12 protein-coding genes are annotated in these 22,889 nt (G+C 57.8%); 9 read left to right on the forward strand and 3 right to left on the reverse strand.

Features of this window, described 5'->3' with window-relative positions; translation table 11 throughout:
- Nucleotides 1-72: 72 nt before the first annotated feature.
- The 6 genes from ASE98_RS20595 to ASE98_RS20620 all read left to right on the forward strand — a co-directional run bounded on the left by ASE98_RS20595 (nucleotide 73) and on the right by ASE98_RS20620 (nucleotide 7,939).
- Nucleotides 73-2,595: a TcfC E-set like domain-containing protein gene (locus ASE98_RS20595; RefSeq protein ID WP_060543166.1), complete on the forward strand. Its 2,523-nt coding sequence runs from the start codon at nucleotides 73-75 to the stop codon at nucleotides 2,593-2,595.
- A 17-nt stretch (nucleotides 2,596-2,612) separates the two neighbouring features.
- Nucleotides 2,613-3,851: a hypothetical protein gene (locus ASE98_RS20600; RefSeq protein WP_082457600.1), complete on the forward strand. Its 1,239-nt coding sequence runs from the start codon at nucleotides 2,613-2,615 to the stop codon at nucleotides 3,849-3,851.
- Between the two features lie 51 nt (nucleotides 3,852-3,902).
- Nucleotides 3,903-4,643 (forward strand): hypothetical protein, encoded by a 741-nt coding sequence (locus ASE98_RS20605; RefSeq protein WP_060543168.1) that lies wholly within the window; start codon nucleotides 3,903-3,905, stop codon nucleotides 4,641-4,643.
- Nucleotides 4,644-4,688: 45 nt separating this feature from the next.
- On the forward strand, nucleotides 4,689-5,174 hold the full coding sequence (locus tag ASE98_RS20610) for a CS1 type fimbrial major subunit (RefSeq protein WP_060543169.1): 486 nt from the start codon (nucleotides 4,689-4,691) through the stop codon (nucleotides 5,172-5,174).
- A gap of 27 nt (nucleotides 5,175-5,201) precedes the next feature.
- Complete coding sequence (locus ASE98_RS20615) at nucleotides 5,202-6,464, forward strand: hypothetical protein (RefSeq protein WP_236707818.1); 1,263 nt, start codon at nucleotides 5,202-5,204, stop codon at nucleotides 6,462-6,464.
- Between the two features lie 230 nt (nucleotides 6,465-6,694).
- Entirely contained in the window at nucleotides 6,695-7,939 is a 1,245-nt protein-coding gene (locus ASE98_RS20620) for a hypothetical protein (protein ID WP_060543195.1), read from the forward strand.
- A 58-nt stretch (nucleotides 7,940-7,997) separates the two neighbouring features.
- Here the strand turns inward: ASE98_RS20620 and ASE98_RS20625 are convergent, their stop codons facing one another.
- The 3 genes from ASE98_RS20625 to ASE98_RS20635 form a co-directional block, all read right to left on the reverse strand.
- A complete protein-coding gene (locus ASE98_RS20625) occupies nucleotides 7,998-13,046 on the reverse strand; it encodes an NEL-type E3 ubiquitin ligase domain-containing protein (protein ID WP_060543170.1) in 5,049 nt (1,682 codons plus the stop codon).
- Nucleotides 13,047-13,196: 150 nt separating this feature from the next.
- Nucleotides 13,197-16,307, reverse strand: coding sequence for a transglycosylase domain-containing protein (locus tag ASE98_RS20630; protein WP_060543171.1), 3,111 nt, complete (start codon nucleotides 16,305-16,307; stop codon nucleotides 13,197-13,199).
- A 460-nt stretch (nucleotides 16,308-16,767) separates the two neighbouring features.
- On the reverse strand, nucleotides 16,768-17,226 hold the full coding sequence (locus ASE98_RS20635; protein WP_060543172.1) for an REP-associated tyrosine transposase: 459 nt from the start codon (nucleotides 17,224-17,226) through the stop codon (nucleotides 16,768-16,770).
- A gap of 1,043 nt (nucleotides 17,227-18,269) precedes the next feature.
- Between ASE98_RS20635 and ASE98_RS20640 the strand changes: the two genes are divergently transcribed.
- The 3 genes from ASE98_RS20640 (at nucleotide 18,270) to ASE98_RS20650 (ending at nucleotide 22,865) form a co-directional block, all read left to right on the forward strand.
- Entirely contained in the window at nucleotides 18,270-19,685 is a 1,416-nt protein-coding gene (locus tag ASE98_RS20640) for an amino acid permease (RefSeq protein WP_060543173.1), read from the forward strand.
- Between the two features lie 381 nt (nucleotides 19,686-20,066).
- A complete protein-coding gene (locus ASE98_RS20645) occupies nucleotides 20,067-20,750 on the forward strand; it encodes an aldolase/citrate lyase family protein (RefSeq protein ID WP_156465535.1) in 684 nt (227 codons plus the stop codon).
- A 21-nt stretch (nucleotides 20,751-20,771) separates the two neighbouring features.
- Entirely contained in the window at nucleotides 20,772-22,865 is a 2,094-nt protein-coding gene (locus ASE98_RS20650) for a TonB-dependent receptor family protein (protein ID WP_060543175.1), read from the forward strand.
- Nucleotides 22,866-22,889: the final 24 nt, after the last annotated feature.

Raw genomic sequence — 22,889 nt, forward strand, 5'->3', positions numbered from 1 at the left:
CGGTCTTGCCTGCTTGTCATCGATAGATGACAGGCAGGCGCCGACTTCTCATGTAAAACGAGTATTCAGATCATGTTCCCGATGACTCCCATCGCGGCAGCGCTTGCACTTTTTTTATGTGCCGGTGCCATCGCTGCACCCACTAACAACGCCAATACGCCACGCAGCTTACTTGCTCAGGCCAAAGGCTTGCCGGCGGAATTCGAAGAGCACTTCTTTGATGTGCCATTAGCGGTTCGGGTGGAGCGTGATCAACAGTTTGTCGGTGAGGCGATGATCGTTTTGACCAAGGATGATCGTGTCACTTTGCTGGAGTTCACCGACGTTGGTGACAGCCAGATTCCCGCCAGTGAGCGTGAAGTCTGGGCCACGTACCTGAAACAAGGCGTTGCCTTGGGCGCCTGTCAGGGCCGTTGCCCGGAGCAGATGCTGGCGGTGCATTACAACCTGCAGAATTCGCTGGTGTCGATCGCCACCGAAAATGCCGAGCGCGATGTCGAGGCCCCGCGCTATTACGAACTGCCCGAAGACGGTAGCACCGGCCTGATCGTGCGTAACCAGTTGAACCTCAACGGTGGCCAGGACCAGGACCTGGGCGGGCGTTACGGCCTGGAAGCCAGCAGCAGCCTGGGCAACTGGACCCAGCGCGCGAACCTGCAACTGGCCCGGCTCGGTGGCCCTGACGACAAGCTCTACCACGCGGTTCATGAATTTTATGGCCAGCGTGAGCTGCAGGGCAGTTTTTTGCGTCTGGGTTATTTCACGCCCAACTCCGAAGGGCTGAGCCGTCAATTGCGTTCATTCGGTGCCAACCCCGACACAGCGGTGGGCCTGATGTACGGCAGTTCCGACAGCCTGGCCATCAATACGCCCAAGCCCAGCGTTTACCCGATCTACGTTACCGCCAACCGCCAGGCGTCGGTGGAAATCTATCGCAATGGCGTGCTGGTCAACACCCAGGCCGTCAATGCCGGCCTGCAAACCCTTGATACGCGCAAGCTGCCGGGGGGCATCTACGAAGTCGAAGTGCGCCTGATCGAAGACGGTCAGATTACCTCCACCACCCAGGAACTGGTGTACAAGCCCAGCAACTGGCGCAACTCCGATGAGCGCTGGCGTTACAACCTGTTCGCCGGTCAGGAAAGCAAACTGCTGAGCAACTGGGATGAGCAATCCTATGGCGACATGACGGCGGGCGCAGCCATCAATTACCTGCTGCATCCACGGGTGATTGTGGGGCTGTCGGGGCGACAGTTGCAGGGAAAACAGCAATACGGATCGTCGATTGACTGGACCCTGGCCAACAACACCAGCCTGTACGGCAATGTTTATCAGACCCAGGACCACGGCACGGGAATGGATCTGCAGGCCAATTACAGCTATGGCTCCGGTAACCTGTTTGCCACGCACAATCGCAGTTGGCTGGACACCACCAACACCTATGAGACCTTGCCGGATGGCACTCGGGTGCGTCAGCGCAACGTATTTGTCGGGCAGACCAGTAACACCTCGCTGGCGATCAATCATCGGCTCAGCAGCAAGAATTCACTCAACGGGCGGGTGTCCTACAGCGAGGGCAATACCGAAGGGGTCGCTCTCGATCTGGGCTGGACACAACGCACCGTGCTGTTGGGCAGCGATGCCAACTGGCGCTTCTCAGTGTTCGACCGGCCGGGCAGTTACAGCAGCGGTGACGAACGCAATCGCGGGGTCGACCTGAGTATCAGCATTGCGCTGGGCGGGCCGGGTGAACAATGGTCGGGCAGCATCGGCACCCGCACGGCCCGGGAGGGCGGGCGCGACAACAATGGCTCGCTGTCTTACCGCAAGTCCCTGGAAAACCACGTGCTGCAAAGTGTCTCGGTGACGGCGCTGGCCGACACCTATGGCGTCGGGTTGTCCGGCCTCAGCAGTTTTCAGGCCGATGCTTTCAATGGTGATGCCTTCCTTCAGCGTTCTTCCTACAACGGCAACTACACCGGTGGCTTGAACCTCGACAGCACGGTGGCCGTGGGCGGCCAGCACATGGTCATGACCAGCCAGCAACACGCCGGTGGCGCCGGGATGATCATTGATGTGGAAACTGACATCGATGAAATCGCCCTGCGTGCCGACGACCTTAGTGGCGGCAGCGCGACCTTGCGCCCGGGTCGCAACTACGTGCCGTTGACGGCCTACAAAAACAGTTCGGTCAGCTTCGACTTCGAAGGCAATCACGTGCCGTCGGCGAGTATCCAGCCGCCGCGTACCCGCTATCACCTGAACAAGGGCGGGGTGGACTACCGCAAGATCACCGTGAGCAAAACCCTGACCGTGCTCGGTCGTCTGCTCGACCCGCAAGGCAAGCCGCTCAAGGGTCACCACGTCATCAATCACGCCAGCCGCGGCGTGACGGAAGTGGACGGGTTCTTCTCCATGGAAATGAACGCCAGTTCACCGACCCTGGAAGTGCGTCGTGGTGATCAGTTGTTATGCCAGTTCCGGCTCGATACCGCCAATGCGCGCAGTGAAAGCAATGTGTTGATGATCGGGGATTTGCGTTGTTCTCCGGACACATTGGCCGATACAGCGAATAAGTCTGAGGCCGCTGGCTAATGGATGGCTGGAAGCAGATGATTAAATTTCAATTGATAGCCTTAATCGGGCTGTTGTCGGCGGCGTCGGCGATGGCGGAAGTTGTGCACATAACAGCGAAGTTTGCGCCGGATCCATCAAGGCCTCATGTTAATGTTTTCGAAAATACAACGCCGAATAGTGGTTACTGTGGAATTTATCCACAGACGTGTAATTCTCCGCATTATAAAATATTCAGCGTCGGAACAAATATTGAGTTTAATTCAGTCAGGCCTATCCCGGCAAAGCATACTAATCCGCGTGCCGGAGCCACATTCAAAGTTCCTGCCAGCTGGAAAATTGTTCCTGTTAAAGATGAGTTGGGTCGCGATGCCAGCGCAGTTGAATTAAGAGTTGCGGGTTTTGGTGGTACCTACAAACTGAGTAAACGAGTGCAAGAACTGATCGGGGAGGAAATCCCTCTATATCCAGCACTTAATAAATTGTGGGAATTTGGTGACTGGGGTATTGCTCCAACCGGATGTAATGAAACTGCAGGTGGTGCTCACGTCACTGACACAGAGCATGATTTTTTTTGGCTGAGCCCGGTTGAAAGGTATTGCTCCAATCAAGCCAGGTTTGAAGTGCCGCAATTCGCCTATCGGGATTTTAGTTTTGCCTACCAGATTAAAACTCCTAACCCTTTGAAAATGGCACCCGGAATATACACCGGAAGTGTTGTTTACACGGTCGGCCCCCATCTTGATTTTGATTTTGGCGACAACATGCAGCCAACGGATAGCATTATCCAAATTGATTTCACCCTCACGGTCGATCATGTATTCAACATCGAGATTCCGCCGGGAGGACATAAAGTGGTCTTGCTGCCGGAGGGGGGATGGCAGGCCTGGTTGAATCATGGTCGAAAGCCCACACGTTTGTTTCGTGATCAAACCTTCAATGTCTGGATGTCCACACCCTTCAAAATGAAATTGGAATGCAGCGAGCCTTTGGGTGATACCTGTGCATTGCAAGATGGAAAGGGCGATACCGTTCCGCTGAATATAAACGTCAGCCTTCCCAATGGTCTTGTTGACGCAAGTGGCAGTTCAGTCACTCGCCGCCCGTTATTGTTAAGTGGCAGCGGTACAGAACGTTTCGAACCGAATATTTACGTCGATCGAAAACCTGGAACGCTGCACTTTGAAGTCACCAAAGAGGGCGTGGCCCAAATGTTGAAGTTTCCCGGTCACAGCTACTCCGGTGAAGTCACTGTTATTTGGGATTCGGAAGTCTGATCACCGCACTGATCAGGTCTGTTCACCGTTTATTACCATGAGGTCAGGAAAATGAAAGCTCGATGGGCATTGTTGTTTGCAGGTTGGTTGCCGTTGCTGGCAAATGCCGCCCCCCAAATTAACGTCGGCACGGTTTACGACTACCTCGACGGCGACAAAAGTACCTACTTGAAACGGGTATTCAACGGCGGTGATGCCACCGCTTTCGTCAAGGTCAACATCCTGGAAATCATCTACGACGCCGATGGCACCATGCGGGAAATGCCGCTCGTCAATCAGGCCGAAATGAATGCCCGCGAGGGGCTGATGGCCAGTCCCGCGCGGTTGATCGTTCCGGCCAATGGCATGCAGGGCACGCGTCTGGTGTTCATGGGCGAGCGTGAGAAAGAGCGTTATTTCCGAGTGCGCTTCGTGCCCGTAGTGCCGGAACAGGAAGACGAGTTCGCCGTGTCCGCCGAGGAGCGCGATGAATACAAAAAGGGCTTGTCCGCCGGCGTCAACGTGCTGGCCGGGTACGGCACGGTGTTTTTCGTGCGCCCCACCGAGACTCGCTTCGACAGCGCAGTCAATGACGGCCCCGGCCAGTACCGCATCCACAACCAAGGCAACTCTGTGGTGGTGATCGATGAGTTCAGGGACTGCTCGGCCAAGAACGAAAACGAATGCCAGCCCACCACCAAACATCACATTTTGCCGGGCCGCACCTTCGAGTTCGACAAACAGAGCGGTCGTGAGTATCGCTTCACAATGATCGAAGGCAAGGCCACGAAAGTGGTGGAGCTCAAGGGCTGACACTCGCTGCGCAAGTGCCCTTATTGACTGTGTCAGGTGACAAAAATGTTCAAGGCAACTCTCGTAACCCTATCGCTGGCGCTGCTGTCGCTCAGCGGCACCGTGAATGCAATAACCGAACGGGAAACCTTCGAGGTGTCGGTGACCATCCCCTCGGCGGAGTTCTACGTAATCCCGTCGGAACCTGACTGGATTCATCAGGAGCAGGCACTGCCCTTCAATTCGGTGTCGGGCCGCTTGACCCCGTTGCGCAAGAACTTCGACGTGAAAAATACCAACGGCGGTATTGCCGCCCGGCTCAGTGACGAGCCGTATCTGAGCAACGGCCGGGACAGCGACAACATTCCCCTGGTCGTGACGTTCAACAGCAAGCGCCTCACCGTGGATGCCGATGAAGTGGTGTCCGAACTCGATGGTCGACTCGGCAAGCGTGTGGGCCTGGAAGTGGCAGCAGCTGAAGTGCCGGAGGGTTACAAACCGGGCAGTTACTACGGCAGCGTGCACATGATTTTCGAAGCGCTGGCGCCTTGAGGCTGTAATCCAGATGGAATCAATAGTATGAGTATTTGGTACTCGATCGCAAAACGCCTGACCGGGTTGTCACTCGCCGCGTTAGGGTTGTGCGGTTCTTTGTCGGCGGGAGCGGCTTCGACTGAGATTACCGCAGTTTTCAAGCCCGACCCTGCCAACCCGATGCAAAACCGCTTCGTCAACACGACGCCCAACAGTCAGTTTTGCCATCATTTTGTGGTGCTGTGCAAGCCCAGAAACATGTTCAGCCTGATTGTTCAGGGCGTGCCTTATGAGCAGACGACTGGCGGGCCGGTAGAAGCCAATCATACGAATCCGCGCCTCGGTGCCTATCTAAAAGTACCGTCTGAGTGGCGGCAGATTTCGGTTGTGTCTGACACCCCCGGCAGTAAACCCGAAATTGTCGAAGTACGTATTGCCGGTATTGGCGGTCGACATGATCTGTATGCCAACGCGACGGATTTGACAGGCGGCATTGGTGATAGCGCCTTGTGGAGTATCGGTCGTTGGAGTAATGCGCCTTCACCCTGTATAGGCTCCGGTTTTATTACCGGGACGGATTACTTCGTCAACTTTATGTGGCTTGTTCCGGAAAATGCCGGCGCTTGCTTCACTCAGGCCAAGTTCGCTATTCCGAAGTTTCTCTATCGCTACATTGAGTTCGCTTACGAGCTGCGTACCCCGAATCCTCTGGGAATGAGTACAGGCACTTATCGAGGCAGCATTCCGTACACGATGGGGCCGAGCGGAGACTTCGACTTTGGCGATCTGGTACTGCCCAAGGACAATCTCTTGATGCTGAATTTCACCCTGGAAGTTCAGCATGAACTCAAGGTTGAAGTTCCGCCGGGTGGCAATCGCGTTGAGTTGGTTCCCCCGGGTGGCTGGCAAGCCTGGGTGAACAAGGGCCGTAAGCCTGAGCGATTATTCCGTGATCAGACATTCAATATCTCGGCCAGCTCGCGCTTCAAGATGAGGCTGGAATGTGATTACAACCATGGCAACAACTGCGCGTTAGGTGGGGCCTCGGGTGTCGAGAGAGTCCAACTGAATGTCAGCGTCAGCCTGCCAAGCGGTTTAAGTGACGCGAGTGGTGCTCCTGTCGAACGCCGCCCATTGTTGCGCGATGGCAGCGGTACCGAGTTATTCCAGCCGTCTTTTTACGTGGAGCGAAAACCGGGAACGCTGCATTTCGAAGTTGATCCCCGCGACGTGGAGTGGATGCTCGATCCCTGGCAATCAAAAAAATATTCCGGAAATGTGACGGTGATTTGGGATTCGGAAGTTTAACCAGGCGCACGTTATTGCCTGTCGTTCAACGAGCTTCAGGACAATGAAAACCTTCAGTCCCAGCCCATGCGCGCAGTGCTGATAATTGGGGATTTGTGTTGCAGCCCGTCAATCCTGGCCCAATTCACCGATGCCGTGCCGAGAACCGGCTAATAAATGCCACACAATTTATGAGCGCCAAAAAAATGATGAATTTATTAACGGTCCATTTATTAACGGTCCATTTATTAATGGTCCCATGGCGGCGCACGGCAAGAACGATTTTCATCGGTGTCTGCCTTAGCATTTCTTCGTTGCAGGCCGGGGCAGCGGTCAAACAGATCACTGCCACTTTCAGCCCTGATCCAAGCAACCCGCTGAGGAACGAATTCAGGAATACGACGCGCAATCAAGGGTTTTGCAATAACTATCCAGCCATCTGTGAGACGCACGGTATTTTCAGCCTGAGAATGTTCAATAGTTCTACTTTGAATGGCCCCATCGAGCCGAACCATTCAGATGTGCGAAAGGGCGCGATGTTAAAGACGCCAGCGGCTTGGCGCGTCCTGACCGTGAGGGAACGTAACACCGGCGAAGAGGTGGCGCTGGAAGTTCGCATTGCCGGGATGGGCGGTGTTTACGACGTAAGCGACGATGTGAGGGCCCTCACGGGCAGTGCGACTGTTACAGCAGGTCATTCGCTGTTGTGGGGAAGTCGTTGGAGTAGCGTGTCGCCTCCTTGTAGAAGCATAGGCAGGGAAAGCTACTACGGTGCTAGAGGCTTTGAATTTTTTTGGCTGACGCCTGAAGAAGCGGTGTGTGCCAAGCAAGCCAGGTTTCAGATCCCTGGTCTTGGCTACCGGTATCTGGACTTCACCTACGAACTACGCACGCCAAATCCACTGCAAATGTCCACGGGGATATACGAAGGAACGCAGGTATATTCGGTAGGCCCTGGTGGCGACTTCGATCTGGGGGACATCGTTGTACCCTCGGACGGAGTTCTTCAACTCGATTTCACCCTGAGCGTTGAACACACCCTCAAAGTCGACATTCCACCAGGAGGTAATCGGGTAGAACTGGTACCACAGGGCGGCTGGCAAGCGTGGTTGAATAACAGTCGCCAGCCGACACGGCTGTTTCGCGACCAGACCTTCAACATCTCGGCCTCGTCACGTTTCAAGATGAAGCTGGAGTGCGGGCAGGAAATGGGCGACACCTGCGGTCTGCGTAATGCCGACAATCATCAGGTGCCCATGCAGATCAGCGTGAGTTTACCCAACGGCTTGACCCGCGCTGACGGCTCACCCGTCAACCGCCAGCCATTGGTGCTGAGCGGTTCGGGCACCGAGTTGTTTCAACCGGGTTTCTATGTCGATCGCAAGCCCGGCACCTTGCATTTCGAGGTGGGCGGGGACGATACCAAGGAGATGCTCAAACATGGCGGTAGCCAATATTCCGGCACCGCCACGGTAATCTGGGATTCGGAGGTGTGAGGTCACCGTCCTGAAGGCAAGGTATCCAGTTTCAGGACGATGACGGGGTCGCGGGTGGTTACGCCCCGACTCTTGCCAGCGCTTGACGGGTCAAGGTTCTGCTCAGGGCCTTCTCTTCATCCGCCATTTCGAGGGTCAGCGTTGCATAAGTCTCATCGGTCATCGGGTTACCGGTGAGGACCGTATCTTCGGGTACCGGCCATTGACCGGCGAGCTTGATCAAATTGGCCTTCAGCGGTGCTTGCTCCGCTTCGGGCAAGTTGCGCGCGTCTGCCCATGCCTGCTGTGCTTCACGCAGATCTTCGAGCAGGCCCACTTTCAGTTGGAACGCCTTGGTATTTTGATTGAGCTGGTGCGCAAAGGTCTCCTTCAGGTAATCGGTCCAGAACGGCTGGTCCAGCATCAAGTTCACCAGGCCATCAGCCCGTTCGTCATTGATGATTTTGTCGTAGGCCTGGTCAATCATCTCATCGCTGACCCCGGCGATTTCCCGGTAACGCATCTTGTAGGATTGCCAAGGCAGATCCAGACGCGGGGCAAGCCCGGTTTCATAGGCCAGGTGCACTTCCACTTCATCAGGGTCGCCGCCGCGCGACTTGATATCCTCTCGCGCGATTTCGCTCACCTCGCCCAGGCGGGCAGCGCCTTTTGCCACTTTGACCAGGGCAGTCTGCAGCTCTTCGGCCGAGGTCGAGTATGAGTACGCCTCCGAGACAAGTACCTTGATCCCCATGTTGTTGAACAGCTGGGCACCGGCATCCGCGCAATTGGTGGGGAACAGGGCCATCTCGAACATCTCGTCGCGCACTGTGTCGTCGAGGTAAGCGGCGTCGACCATGCGCCAGACCCTGTCGGTAAGCTGCTGGCGCGGCTCACCGTCTGCCAGATAGTCCGCCGAGGTCACAAGGCCCTCGATGACCGAGAAGAACCCGCTGGAGTTTTCCTCGCCGGCCAGATCGTGCCAGGCTTCTACCCGGTAGGCACCAAGACCTGCATGACCTGTTGCATGGTCTATATCTTTGGGGACTTTCCACTTGGTCAACTCAGCTTCGATTCGAGCGGAGGTGTAGAAGTCCGGATTGATGCCTACCGACTTTCGATAATCTCGAAAAGTGGCGCGTAGCTCGTCAGAAATGTTTTCGGTAAAGATGCGGGTTCGAGCGATGATGAACGCTTGCTCCGAACCCGGCTGCACCGTTGGAATCCGAGTTATGGGGTTATCCAGCATGTCCAGGAAAAAGCTCCTGGGCCGCCGCAAACTGAAGAGGCCCTCAGGCCAGCCGGTACTGCCCGTATTGTTCAGGCTCAGCACTTTCAATCGTGGCATGCGTGCGACATTCACCGAGGCTCCCAGCGGGTTTGCGTCCAGGCGCAAGGTTTCCAGACGGGTCAGGTTGGCGAGGCGCTCGACGTCAGCGGCAGCAAGTCGAATTTTGTTGCCGGTAAGGCGCAGGGTTTCGAGCAAAGGCATCCTGCCGATGCCTTGCGGTAGCTGGGTCAATTTGCACTGTCGGGCGCTCAAATGGCGCACGTTCGGGAAGTCCTTCAGCAGTCCGCTGGATTCTGCGCCAAACGTGGCATCATCCAGATTCAGCGTGGTGATCTGTTCGAAATATGGGCGCAAATTTGGCAGTTTTTTCCACCACAACTCGAGATCTTTCGAGAACCCCGGGTCTGTCGAGAGATCCAGTGTGTAGCCGCCCTCTGGATGCAAACTGCGCCTGCCGAAAGCTGTGCTTTTGCGTTCGAAGCATTTGATCAGTTGGTTCTTGATGTGCTCGCCACCCTCGCGGCTGAACTTCTGGCGACGGGATGGAGAGTCTGTGTGGGGCGACTGCCAGATTTCTAGCTGCTCGCGCAGATCATTTAGTTCCGTTTTCAAACGTTTGAGGGACTCGATTGCATCGCCCCTGGCGTTGAGTGACTGGACGAAGGTCTGAACCTCCCTATCGTTGAAATCGGGATAGAGATCCCTCACGCGTTCCTGCAATGTGACGCTTTTCTTTGACAGCGAGGGGCCGCGTAACAGCAGGAGGTCCTCGCGCTTGGCAAGCGGCGACGGTTGTCTTTGATCAAGCAGCGTGCGTCGTTCGCTGGCAGTTTCGGTTTTCACCATGACCCATTGCTTGAACAGGTTGGCTTCGCCGGTGTTGTAGCCCAACGCCCGGCGTTTGTCCTCGGGCAACGCCTGCAAAAGGGCTTGAAACAGGTCGGTGGCCTCGTGCAGTTTCGTGCCGGTGCTGTCGTGTACCTCGTAGCGGTTGTCCTTGTTCCTGACCAGAATGCGCACCGTCGCGGCATCCTCTGCCCCGGCGCTGTTGCGCAGCGTGCCGTCGAAGCTGTCGTCACGGATTTCAATGCGCAGTTCGCTCAGCGAGTCGCTGTGCACTCGCAAGGCACCGAGCGTCAGGCGTTCGGTATCGGCGTTGATCAGTGAGTCACGGTAAAAGCCCTCAGAGCCGCGGGCGGTCCGGGTTTCCAGTTGCAGTTCATAGGCCCTGCGCTTGAGGCGCAAAGGCAGGCGCCCTTGGTCGGTGATGATCTGCAATTCGCCCTGGGAAGCCTGGGCCAGCAAATTTTTGATGCCTTGTTGAGGAATGTCGGGATATTTGTCCCTGACCAGCTGCGTCATTTTTTCTGTGGCGTGTTCGCGGCTGGCGTAATCCTCGTTGAACAATTTCGTTCGATCGCTTTGCGCCACACTGGCGATCCGTTTGCGCAGTGCGCCGGTTCGCACCTCGAGGGAGGCCGGGAGTGAGTCGGCCGGAAGGTCGAGAATGATCGACGTGCCATTTTCATCGAGGGTTGCCATGACGGTTTTCAGCAGTTCGCCGTTGAGTAACTGCCGTTCCTGAAGCTGAACAACCAGCCGCTTGCCTGTGCCAGCTTGGGTGCCGGTGTACTCCCAGATGGTTTTGGACTCGCGGTCGATGATGCGCATCGAGGCTTTTTCGGGCCACATGCCATGGGCGGTGAGGACCTGCATTTGGGTGACGGAATCGGCCTTGCCATAAACAACCGGGTCGTCACTGTTCATTTGATCGATGAACGTTTGAATGTCCTGATCGACATCCAGGCGGGCGATCGTATCGGTCAGCAAGACGGGCGGATGCTGGTTTTCGACGTACATTGCACGCAACTCGCCAGGGTCCGTTGCGCTGATCTGGCGGGCGGTTTCGAGCTGCGCGTCGCTCAGACTCTCCACGGACGGACCGATCCGGCGCAGCAAGGTGGCGTTGTCCCAGGTGCGCGGCTGTTCGGTTTCGAGCACATAAGCCCCTGCACCGTTCAGGTCAACGCGGGGCTGGTAAGCATCACCGCGTTTGGGATGCCGCAGGTACTGTTTGCCGGTTACGGAATCTTTCCCGACCTCGTATTGCTTGTCCGCCACCTGCAGAATCTGTTTGCCTTCGTGAGTGTACAGGCCGTTGGCATCAGGTTTTGCAGCCACCGGCAGATCGCTGTTCAGTCGCTCATAGGGCGCGAGGTCGGGGTTCCACAGGCGTGTCGTGCCCGTACCTGATGTAACGGGGAGCATACCGTCGACGAACGCAGACGCTTTTGCCACCAGGACTTGGCCGATAAAGGCGCCGGCACCGATGGCAGCCATTTGGGCCGCCTCGTTCAATACGCCGATCAGGTGTTCGGTGGCCTCCACCCAGTGCCCCTCGGCCAGATCGACCACCCCGTCGATGACTTCGGTGCTCACTTGATAAGCCGTGTAGGCCAGCATGAGTTCGCCGATGACCGGCACCAACGGTGTGACGACCATCAGCGCGGCGTTGAACAGATCCGATACGATCTTCAGAAAGTTGTCCCACCACGCTTTGCGCGCCTCGCTGTCGGCATCGGCGGTGGACACGGCAATGTCACGGGCGTCCCTGAGCACTTTGTCGATTTTGCGTAGATACAGTTGCTCGGCGAGGTCGCCGGTGCGTGAAATCCGCCGGTATTGCAGGTCGGGTTGTTTGACCGGCGTTTCACGCCAGGTCGGGCGTTGGTCCAGCGGATCCTTTTTATGCCAGGTCAGGGTGTTGAGGTGCTCTTCGACTTTCGCGAAGAAATGCCCACGCAGGTTATGGTCGACGAACTGACTGAAAAACTGGCGGTAGCTCATCTGTGAAGAGGCAGACACCCTGTTTTCACGCAGCTGAGTGCTCAGTTCAGTGACGAAGTGAGCTGATGATTTGTATTCCTTCAACGGGTGATCGGGGTCATTGGGGACGTACACGATGATCGGGTAGAGGTCGGGAAGCAGCCTGTCGGCCGTGCCGAAAACCACGATGCCGGTCAGCGTCGTTTCCAACAAGCCCAGGGCGCCATGCCCGATGACCTTGCCGTTGCGCACCGTTTTTTCTGTTCCCGCCAGCATTTGTGTGACGACCCGGTGCGCATCCTGGTTGATGTCGCCCTTGATCAGCGCCAGGGCGGCAGCGGCGGTCAGCGCGGCCTTTTCGCAGGCGATAAGTGCTGCTTTGAGAGGTTCCCGAACAATGATGAGGGGTGACTTCAATTTGTCTTGCAGATGCTTACTGTATTGGCTGCCGATATCCAGTTCCCGGCACAGATCCTGGAACTGCTGGATGCTCATCTTGTTTTTGATCGATTTGATCTCGAACTGCCCGTTGGCGTCAGGCTCAGTGATGAACGCGCAATCGTCTTCGAAGGTTTCACCGGCGGCGAAGTTATGCAGCGCGGCATCGAGCAGTGAAACGGTTCGGGTGGTGACGCCGCCGGATGTATCGATGACCCACCAGTCGCTGTTTCTCGCGATGTACAAGCGCAGGAAGGTGGTTCGCACGTCATCCTCGACGCCATATTTTTCCAGGAGCCTGGCCTGCAGAAGGGGGGCGGCAAATGCGTAGACGTCCTGCACGCTCGTGAAAAACTGATCCACGATGCTTTGCGTGATCCAGGCCTGCTTGTTGGCTTCTCGCAATTGGGCGTCGCGGGTGTGCCATTTTTCGAATTTCAGTTTGAGTCGGGTCAGGACTTCGGTTCTGTGCGGCGGCGCCGTCTGGAAGCAGTCGCTGATCCGGGTTTTGATGAGGTCGTAGTGTTTGCCTTTATCCAGATCAGTGGGTTGGGCGGGAAGTAATGCAGACATCGTGATCATCCTTGAGTCTCGATAAGAATGATCAGCCTATCTCCTCAGGCGCGGAATAAAAGCTTGAATTCCAGCGCTTTAATGGCCGCTTGTGCGGCCAAAGGATTGAAAAACAGCATCAGAAAAATACGTATATACCGCCACGGATGCTCATTGGCGCGCCACCTGGGTCGGCTGGCATCCGGTGTGGCTGTTCGGCTGCAGGTACGGCGTCAGAATCGGCGCCATGCCCTTGAGCACTTGCACCGGCAGCGCTGAGGTAAAGGTGAAGCTTTCGGCGGAGCGCCCCGGAACAAAGGCGGTCAGCGTGCCGAAATGGTTGTCGCCGATGTAGAACACAAACGTGGCCGTACGGTTGAGCGATTTGGAACTGAGGATTCGTCCGCCGGAACCGATGGCTTCGATGCGGTTGTCGCCGGTGCCGGTCTTGCCGCCCATGGCCAAAGGCGTGCCGTCGGGCAGTTTGAAACTGCCGGCCACGCGCTTGGCCGTACCGGCATCCACCACCTGCGAAAGCGCATCGCGCATGGCCTTCGCCACCTCGGACGGCATCACGCGTTTGCCGACCTGCGGGTCGTTGATCATTTTGGTTTCGTACGGTGTGTCGGCGGCGAAATGCAGGCTGTCGATACGCAGGGTCGGCATGCGTATGCCGTCGTTGAGGATGGTCCCGATCAGTTCGGCCAGGGCGGCAGGGCGGTCGCCGGAGCTGCCGATGGCGGTGGCCAGCGAGGGCACCAGGTGGTCGAACGGATAGCCGACATTTTGCCAGCGCTGATGGATGTCGAGGAATGCTTCGATCTCCAGCATGGTGCGGATGCGGCTGTCGCGGGCGCCTTTGTGCCGGCTTTTGAACAGCCAGCTGTAAACTTCCTGGCGTTCGAACTGGCTGGCCTTGACGATTTCGCTCCACTCAGCCTCTGGGTGGTGCAGCAGATAACCCATCAGCCACAGATCCAGGGGGTGAACCTTGGCGATGAAGCCCTGATCCGGCAGATCGTAAGCGCCGGGGCTGTAGGATTGATAGAGCCGTTGAAGGCGCTCATCGGTGAGTTTTTCGGTGAGCTTGGCACCCTTGAGGTGCGAGCGTACGAAGCCGTTGAAACTTTCCTGGGTGGCCTGTGGCAACAGGTAGCGATGCACCGCGGCCAGGCGGATCGGGGTCGGACGCATGGCGTCGAGGAAGGTGTCGAGCCGCGCCTGGGTATCCTTGTTTTTGTACTTTTTCCAGAACTTCAGCAGAAACGAAGTGCCTTCGCGGTCAGCGAACGAGGCCAGGTATTCCTGGCGCCTGGGGTCGCGATCGTCCTTGAGCAGTTCGGCGCTGTTGTTGGGGCCCGAATAGGTGGTGTAGCGCACCAGGTCGCGCATCAGGCGAATGAACGGCAGGTTGATCGATTCACGCAGGGCGTCGCGCAGGGTGGGAATGCGGGCGTTGTCTTCCTTGCGAAAGTTATTGAACGTGTGCAGGCCGCCACCGGTGAAGAACGCTTCGCCGGGGCTGGCAGAGTACTTGCGGTCCAGGGCAGCGCCGAGCAGGGTCGGCAGGCTGCGGTCCTTGTTCTCGATCATGTAGTCGACGACCCAGCGACTCAGGCGGTCCTGAACCGGCACCTCGACCTTCTTCAAATCAGCAATGGCCATTCCTGAATATTTGTCGTGCAGTTCGGCGATGATTTGCAGGTAGGTGGTCATCACGCGCATTTTTGCGGTGGAGCCCAGCTCCAGTTTGCTGCCTTCGTTGATGTCGAACGGTTGGTCGGTGCTGTCGGTCTGCACCCGTACGCGCGAGCCGTCCGGGGTCAGTTCGAACAGGGTGAAGCTGTAGCGCACCTGGGTGGTGGTGGTTGGTGTGAGCAAGCGTTCGCCCATCAAGCCGATCTGCGTGGCAAAGGCCGGGTCGGCAAGGTGTTTGAGGTATTCGGTGGTCTGGGTTTGCAATTCACCCTGCAGGGTGCTGGTGGCGGAGAGATCGAGACGGTCGAGGTCGTATAACGGTCGGTTGAGCATGCCGGCCAGGCGACTTCGCGCAACGCTGATGCCCTTGTTGGTCTCGATCGGTTGAATGGTCGGCTGGGTCGCCCAGTCGCGGTAAACCACCTTGCTGGCCAGGGCAGCGGCGGCGAACTGCGCATCGATCACGCCATTCTGCGCCAGCAGGCGAATGTGACTGTTGGTGAGGTCGGCCAGTTCATCGTGGCCCTTGGTCAGGTAATGGGAAGGGCGGCGCTGGGCGATCATCAATGACAGCACCTCGCGCAGGGCCAGGCCTTTGTCCGCCATGGTTTTCGGATCGGTCGCGGTACTGGCCAGCGCCTCGTTGGCCTGGTTGAAATCGGAGCCGTACCACACGCGCAAACCTTCGGCCATACCGTGCACTTCACCGTGCCCCGGTACCGCCGACAATGGCACGCTGTTGAGGTAGTCGCGCACGACGTTCTGCCGCGCTTCGAGGGTTTGCGGCCCGGCCTGATAGGCGCGCACGGTGGCGGAGATCATCTGGCGGATTTTCTCCGCGCCGCTGACCGTCAAGCCATCGGGCGAGTGCCGGTATTTTTCCAGTTGGGTGGCCAGGGTGCTGCCGCCGGCAGACTGGCCGGGCACGTGCAGCAACTTGGCGACCTGGGACCAGGCGGCCATGCCGAAGCGTGGCCAGTCCACGGCAGGGTTGGCCTGCGGCTGTTTGGGGTCGAGCAGGAAGCGGTTCTCGATAAACAGCAGGCTGTTGACCACTACCGGAGGGATGGCGGTAAAGCTCGAATAGAGTTGTTGCGGATACTTGTACTGGTACAGCGGCGCCGCGCGGCAATCGGTGATCGACAACCCGGCCTGGATTTTCTCGGCATAGGGCACGAACAGGCCTTTGCCGCTGTAACTCATCAGGGACGGGGAGAAACGCGTTTGCGCTTCAACGACGAAATCGCGCTTGATCAGGCGTGGCAGGAATTCATCCAGTGAGCTGTAGCCCAGGCGCCGGTCGAACGGACCGTCTCCGGGGTAGCGAATGGAGTCGCTGGGGCCCGGTTGCATTTCATAACTCAGGGATGCGGCATATTTGCTGACTTCCTGGGCCTGGAACTTCGAAGTGCGCATCTCCCTGGCAGCCGCCAGCCCCACGGCAATCGCGATGATCAATAACAACAGCCAGAACGCCCCCCACCCGTGCCGGGAGCGACGGGGTTTTTCAGGTAATGGCGCTTCATCCACTCGTTCAGTCGGAACCACGGTTTTACTCGAATCGGTTTGCCACAAAGCGCCCATAGTCGACTGATCCATTCACGCAGATTGATCGGACTTGTCTGTAGCTTAGACGGTGGTTGGCGATGGTGAAAAAATTGTGAACAGTAAAATGATGCACGGACCAGCATGGATTTGCGACCAAAAAGCTGTCTGATGATGAGGAGGGCACGCCTGGCGAGACGGGTTTTGTGGCAGGTGCTTGTGTGGCCAAGGGGCTTTTGTGGGCAGGGGGCTTTTGTGGACAGGGGGCTTTTGTGGGCAGGGAGCTTTTGTGGCGAGGGGGCTTGCCCCCGCTGGGCTGCGCAGCAGCCCTCAATAATCACCCTGTAATGTCAGATAAACCGCATCCGCCGCTTTCAGGGCTGCTGCGCAGCCCATCGGGGGCAAGCCCCCTCGCCACAGGCAAGCCCCCTCGCCACAAAAGCCCCGGGCCACACAAGCACCTGTGACATAAGCCCTGGCCAAATAGGGGCTGCGATGTCTATAGCCAGCAGGCATCCCAGAGCGGGTAGTCGCCGATCTTTTGCACCAGGCCTGCCCTCAAGGGATTGGCGACTATGTAGCGGGCGAATGGAAGCAGATCCTCTCCATCGCGGATGGCCCTGTCGTGATAACCGGTTTGCCAGAGAGGGCCATGGCGACCGCTCATTTTGTTCACTTTCCGGGTGCAACGTGATTTGGCGGCTCCGATCACGTGCCCCAGATCACAGTCCTGCAGCTGCATAAGCCAATGAAAATGGTCGGGCATGACGACCCAGGCGATTGAGTTCACTAACCCCGAATCATGGGCTCGGCGCAATTCCGTAACCAGCAGCCGCCCCAGATGCCAATCGGCAAAGACGGGTTGTCGATTGTAAACAACTGCGGTGACCAGATAGGCGCGACCGCTCTCGGAGTGCCGCCCCCGACGCAAGCGGTGGGAGTTGGGTTTAACAGGCATCCATGCCTCCTTTTGAGGTGATCAATTACCCTTTCAAACTAGTCCCGCACCGGCTGAAGTGGCGCGACAAACACTGAGTGAAAAATCTGATTTCAGTGAAGGACTGAACACAAAAGCAGGTGTTGTGGCGGCTCGCGTGGAGTGGGGCTCGTGTGGCGACAGGCTTTTGTGGCGAGGAGAGCTTTTGTGGCGAGGGGGCTTGCCCCCGTTGGGTTGCGCAGCAGCCCTCAATAATCACCCTGTAATGTCAGATAAACCGCATCCGCCGCTTTCAGGGCTGCTACGCAGCCCAACGGGGGCAAGCCCCCTCGCCACAGGCAAGCCCCCTCGCCACAAAAGCCCTCTGGTTACACAATTCCGTCGCCAGAGTGGAAGGCAGGTGTAAGCCGGAAAGTATTGAGATAGAGCTTTCCAAGGGGCAGGGCGGTGTTTCGCAGGCACATGACGCCGGTGTGGCGACAGGCATTTGTGGCAAGGGGGCTTGCCTGTGGCGAGGGGGCTTGCCCCCGTTGGGTTGCGCAGCAACCCTCAATAATCACCCTGTAATGTCAGATAAACCGCATCCGCCGCTTTCAGGGCTGCTGCGCAGCCCAACGGGGGCAAGCCCCCTCGCCACAGGCAAGCCCCCTCGCCACAAAAGTCCTCTGGTCACACAAGCCTGTCGCCAGAGTGGGAGGCAGGTGTGAGCCTGAAAGTATTGAGATAGAGCTTTCCAAGAGTAAGCATGGTCTTTCTCAGGCACATGACGATGCACCAATGCTGTGCAATACTCCGCGCCGTTTCAATCGCGAATAATCCTACATTGGTCAGGTAAATTACCTCCGCAATACCGGCATTTGCCGGGACTTATGGCTAAATGTTGTTATTTATAGAGTGAAAAACCCTGCTTTAAGCTTTTTATACTGCACGTCCCCTGATCGGGCAGGTTTTACCTGCTCGACGGTCCCGCCCACAACGCAGGACCGGTGTCGCAGAAGCAATGGCTATCGTTCAGCGCTTCTTCACTCGGTGGTCAAATCAATAACAAAATGAGGTAGAACCCTATGGCAGTCGGCAATCACCTGCCCCATGACGGTACCGCTCAGGGCGGTCCGCTCAAACGCGAACTCGGTGAACGGCATATTCGCCTGATGGCCCTTGGCGCCTGTATCGGCGTCGGCCTGTTTCTCGGTTCGGCCAAAGCCATTGAAATGGCGGGTCCCGCCATCATGCTGTCCTACATCATCGGTGGTCTGGCGATCCTGGTGATCATGCGTGCCCTCGGTGAGATGGCCGTGCACAACCCGGTCGCCGGATCGTTCAGCCGTTACGCCCAGGACTACCTTGGCCCGCTCGCGGGCTTCCTCACTGGCTGGAACTACTGGTTCCTGTGGGTGGTGACCTGTGTCGCGGAAATTACCGCCGTGGCGGTGTACATGGGCATCTGGTTCCCCGATGTACCGCGCTGGATCTGGGCGCTCGCGGCGCTGGTGAGCATGGGCTCGATCAACCTGATCGCGGTGAAGGCTTTCGGTGAGTTCGAGTTCTGGTTCGCCCTGATCAAGATCGTCACCATCGTGGCGATGGTGCTTGGCGGCATCGGCATTATCGCTTTCGGTTTCGGCAACGACGGCGTGGCACTGGGCATTTCCAACCTGTGGGCCCATGGCGGCTTCATGCCCAACGGCGTGCAAGGCGTGTTGATGTCGCTGCAGATGGTCATGTTCGCCTACCTGGGCGTGGAAATGATCGGCCTGACCGCCGGTGAAGCGAAGAACCCGCAGAAGACCATTCCCGACGCGATCGGCTCGGTGTTCTGGCGAATTCTGCTGTTCTACGTCGGCGCGCTGTTCGTGATCCTGTCGATCTACCCGTGGAATGAAATCGGCACCCAAGGCAGCCCGTTCGTGATGACCTTCGAGCGTCTTGGCATCAAGACCGCTGCCGGTATCATCAACTTCGTGGTGATTACTGCTGCGCTGTCCTCCTGCAACGGCGGCATTTTCAGCACCGGGCGCATGCTCTACAGCCTGGCGCAGAACGGCCAGGCCCCGGCCGGTTTCGCCAAGACTTCGAGCAACGGCGTGCCGCGTCGTGCGTTGCTGCTGTCGATGGGTGTATTGCTGCTAGGCGTGCTGCTCAATTACCTGGCACCGGAAAGAGTCTTCGTCTGGGTCACCGCCATTGCCACGTTTGGCGCGATCTGGACCTGGGTGATGATCCTGCTGTCCCAGCTCAAGTTCCGCAAAGGCTTGAGCGCCAGCGAGCGTGCCGGCCTGAAGTACAAGATGTGGCTGTATCCGGTCAGCTCGTACGTGGCATTGGCGTTTCTGGTGCTGGTAGTCGGCCTGATGGCCTACTTCCCGGATACCCGCGTGGCGCTGTATGTCGGCCCGGCATTCCTGGTGCTGCTGACCGTGCTGTTCTACGTGTTCAAGTTGCAGCCGCGCAACGTTGCACAGGCTGCTGTAAGTTCGTAATAGGTCGTTTCATGGACGTTCTGCGCCACGCTTCGTGGCGCAGAACGGCATGGAGTTCATAACCAGACCACCACACTCCACAGCTACCGCTCGGGAGCTCACGCACCTTTTCCCTGCATAAAAAAATATATCCCGGCCCATGATTGGCGATGCCCAGGCGGGCATGGACTTGCGTCGATTTTCGCCCCGAAGATGTGGCGATTCGACATCGCATGAAATTGATTTTAATTGTAAAACTGATGTACTTACTAATGTAAATGATTACTATTGGCAACAATTCGACCTAAAGGACTTGTGTCAGTGTTGCGAATTTCTCCAGTCTTTTCCCGGCTGCAAGAAGGGAAAACCGTCTTCGGCCTGCTCAACTCCGTCCCTTCTCCAATGCTCTGCGAAATGATTGCATTCGCGGGCTACGATTTCGTGATTCTTGATGTGGAGCACTTGCTGCGCTCCGAAGAAGACCTCATGCATTGTGTCCGCGCTTGTGAAGCCGCGGGTATTTCGCCCTGGCTGCGCATCCCGCAAGTGGACGAGAAACTGATCGGGCGGGCTCTAGACGCCGGTATCGAGGCGATTGTGCTGTCACGCACCGAAAGTGCTGCGCAAGTTCAGCGCGCCATCGAAGCGGCGCGTTTTCCACCCCTGGGTAAACGCGGCATAACCGGCGGACGCATTACCGGATTCGGTCGCCTGCCGTTACCCGAATACATCGAATTGGCCAATCGCCAGACGCCGATCATTCCCATGATCGAAAGTCGCGAGGGCGTCGACGCGCTGCGCGAGATCCTGCAACTGCCAGGGGTGGGCATGATCATGGAAGGCGCACTGGATCTGTCGCTCGATCTAGGTCTGGGACCTGACCCGCTCCATCCTCAGGTCTGGCAAATGCTGCAAGACATGGCCGATGCCTGCCAGGGCGCCGCCATTCCATTTTGCGCAAATCCGCGCACGGCTGAACAGAACGCGCTGTGGCGTGCTCGCGGTATCAAAAGCTTTCTCGCAGGTGAAGACCGGGGGGTGCTGCACAAGGCATTGAAAGCCCACCTGCATTCTTTCCAACAGTAAAGATGAGCCAACGAAGTTCTGATGAAAAAAACAAAATCGCTTCACTTATCACTCAGCCTGATCAGCCTGGGTATTTGCCATGGTGCCATGGCTGCCGATCAATCCACCGAGCCTGCCGGTAGCCTGGATCTGGCACCTACGGTTATTTCTGGTGACGTTCTTGGCTCGGCCAGCGATCAGGAGGTGCGTACCTACGCCGGCAGCCGCAGCGTGGTCGACTCCAGCGAACTGAGCAAGGCGAGCGTGCGCGGCGTGGACGACGCGCTGCAACGGGTACCGGGCATCAAGATCTTTGACGAAACCGGCACCGGCGCCTTGCCTCAGATTTCGGTACGCGGGCTGTACGAGAGTCGCAGCGGCCGGATCCAGGCGTTGTCCGATGGCATTCCCCTGGCACTGGCGCCCTACGGCCAGACGGGGCTGTCGCTGTTTCCAGTGACCATGGCCATGGTCGATCGTATTGACGTCGTGCGTGGGGGCGCAGCGGTGCAATACGGTCCGAACAACGTCGGCGGGGTGATCAACTTCATCAGCAAGCCGATTCCGCGAGAGTGGGAAACCACGCTGCAGGAGAAGCTGACCTTCAACGCCGGCGGGCGCCAGTTGTGGGACACCTACCTGGGCACTGGTGGCTACCTGACCGACAACTTCGGCCTGCAGCTGGACGTCAACACCCTGGGAGGCGAGTACGGTCGCGAGCACTCCGACACGGATGTGCAGAACTACCGTCTGCGTGGCCAGTGGAACATCGACGACGATCGCGACCTGAGTTTCGGTATCCAGCGCTACAAGGCCGACATGGAACTGGCCGGCGCGCTCAGCGTGGAGGATTACAAGGATGATCCACGGCAATCGACGCGTCCCCTGGACAGATTCGAAGGCGACACCAATCGCGTCTGGGGTACGTATACCCAGCGCCTGGGCGGCATGGGGCCGTTTGACTCGGTGGAAGTCAGCTGGACCAACTTCGCCCACGACAGCTACCGTAACTTCGTGGTCGGCCTGCCGTTCACCCCGGACGGCACGGCGGTGACCAAGCAGGACGGGCCACGCGACTTTAAAGTCTGGGGTACGGAGCCGCGCATCAGTGGCACCATCGACGGCGACACGGTCGGCCAGACCTGGTTGCTGGGCGCTCGTTATGTGAAGGAAGACATCGACTACAAGGTCAATCGCCAGAGCCTCGCTACCGGCGTGACGGCACCGTTCCGCGACTGGACGTTCGACGATGACGCCCGTGCGTTCTACCTCAGCAACGCAATCGGCCTGCTCGATCGTCGCCTGACCATCACCCCGGGTGTGCGCTACGAAAACGCGCGCATGGACTACAGCGACGGCATCACCGGTGTCTCCCGCGAGAACAAATCCGAGGAATGGCTGCCAGGCCTGACGGTCGGTTATCAAGCGAGCGACGCCTGGTTTGTCTACGCCAATGCCCAGAAGTCCCTGCGTCCGCCGCAAGTCACGCAGATCGTCAAGGAAGGCGATGTCGGTGCCGAGCTGGCGTGGAACTACGAGACCGGCGTGCGCTATACCCCGTGGGACGGCTTTCGCGCCGACTTCGGTGTGTACCGCATCGATTTCGACGACCAGATCGCCTACAACTCCACGACCGACCGTTTCCAGAACCTGGGCAGCACCCGTCACCAGGGTATCGAGACCGAAGTTTTCTGGACACCGGATGCCATGCGTGACCTGGACCTGCATGCCAGCTATGCCTACCTCGATGCCAAGCAACGCAACGGCCAGTTCAAGGACAACGAAGTACCGTTCGCTTCGCGCAATCAGTTCACGGTTGACGGTCGCTACCGTTTCGCCGAGCACTGGACCTACAGCCTCGACGGCCTGTACGTCAGCAGTGCCTACACCGATGCCGCCAACTCAGGCGATGAAGACGCCACAGCCAGCGTCGGCAAGCTGCCGGCCTACTGGCTCTGGAACACTGCTATCGAGCGTGAGTTCAAGCTGGCCGACAAGAGCCTGCTGACCGCGTCGGCAGGCATCAGCAACCTGTTCAACCGCGAGTACTACTACCGCGGTATCGACACCAGTCCCTGGGGTCGTCAACCCGCGCCGCAGCGCTCGCTGACTCTCGGCGTCAACTACCGCTTCTAAACCGCGCAGCCGCGCCCCGTAAAC

Origin of the sequence: Pseudomonas sp. Leaf48 (assembly GCF_001421885.1) — a bacterium.
Lineage (GTDB): Bacteria > Pseudomonadota > Gammaproteobacteria > Pseudomonadales > Pseudomonadaceae > Aquipseudomonas.

What these genes read in the sequence shown, in the direction of transcription:
- ASE98_RS20645 (WP_156465535.1), top strand. Translation starts at nt 20,067, where the DNA reads ATGCTCTGCGAAATGATTGCATTCGCGGGCTACGATTTCGTGATTCTT.
- ASE98_RS20650 (WP_060543175.1), top strand. Translation starts at nt 20,772, where the DNA reads ATGAAAAAAACAAAATCGCTTCACTTATCACTCAGCCTGATCAGCCTG.
- ASE98_RS20630 (WP_060543171.1), bottom strand. Translation starts at nt 16,307, where the DNA reads ATGGGCGCTTTGTGGCAAACCGATTCGAGTAAAACCGTGGTTCCGACT.
- ASE98_RS20610 (WP_060543169.1), top strand. Translation starts at nt 4,689, where the DNA reads ATGTTCAAGGCAACTCTCGTAACCCTATCGCTGGCGCTGCTGTCGCTC.
- ASE98_RS20595 (WP_060543166.1), top strand. Translation starts at nt 73, where the DNA reads ATGTTCCCGATGACTCCCATCGCGGCAGCGCTTGCACTTTTTTTATGT.
- ASE98_RS20640 (WP_060543173.1), top strand. Translation starts at nt 18,270, where the DNA reads ATGGCAGTCGGCAATCACCTGCCCCATGACGGTACCGCTCAGGGCGGT.
- ASE98_RS20600 (WP_082457600.1), top strand. Translation starts at nt 2,613, where the DNA reads ATGATTAAATTTCAATTGATAGCCTTAATCGGGCTGTTGTCGGCGGCG.
- ASE98_RS20635 (WP_060543172.1), bottom strand. Translation starts at nt 17,226, where the DNA reads ATGCCTGTTAAACCCAACTCCCACCGCTTGCGTCGGGGGCGGCACTCC.
- ASE98_RS20625 (WP_060543170.1), bottom strand. Translation starts at nt 13,046, where the DNA reads ATGTCTGCATTACTTCCCGCCCAACCCACTGATCTGGATAAAGGCAAA.
- ASE98_RS20620 (WP_060543195.1), top strand. Translation starts at nt 6,695, where the DNA reads ATGGTCCCATGGCGGCGCACGGCAAGAACGATTTTCATCGGTGTCTGC.
- ASE98_RS20615 (WP_236707818.1), top strand. Translation starts at nt 5,202, where the DNA reads ATGAGTATTTGGTACTCGATCGCAAAACGCCTGACCGGGTTGTCACTC.
- ASE98_RS20605 (WP_060543168.1), top strand. Translation starts at nt 3,903, where the DNA reads ATGAAAGCTCGATGGGCATTGTTGTTTGCAGGTTGGTTGCCGTTGCTG.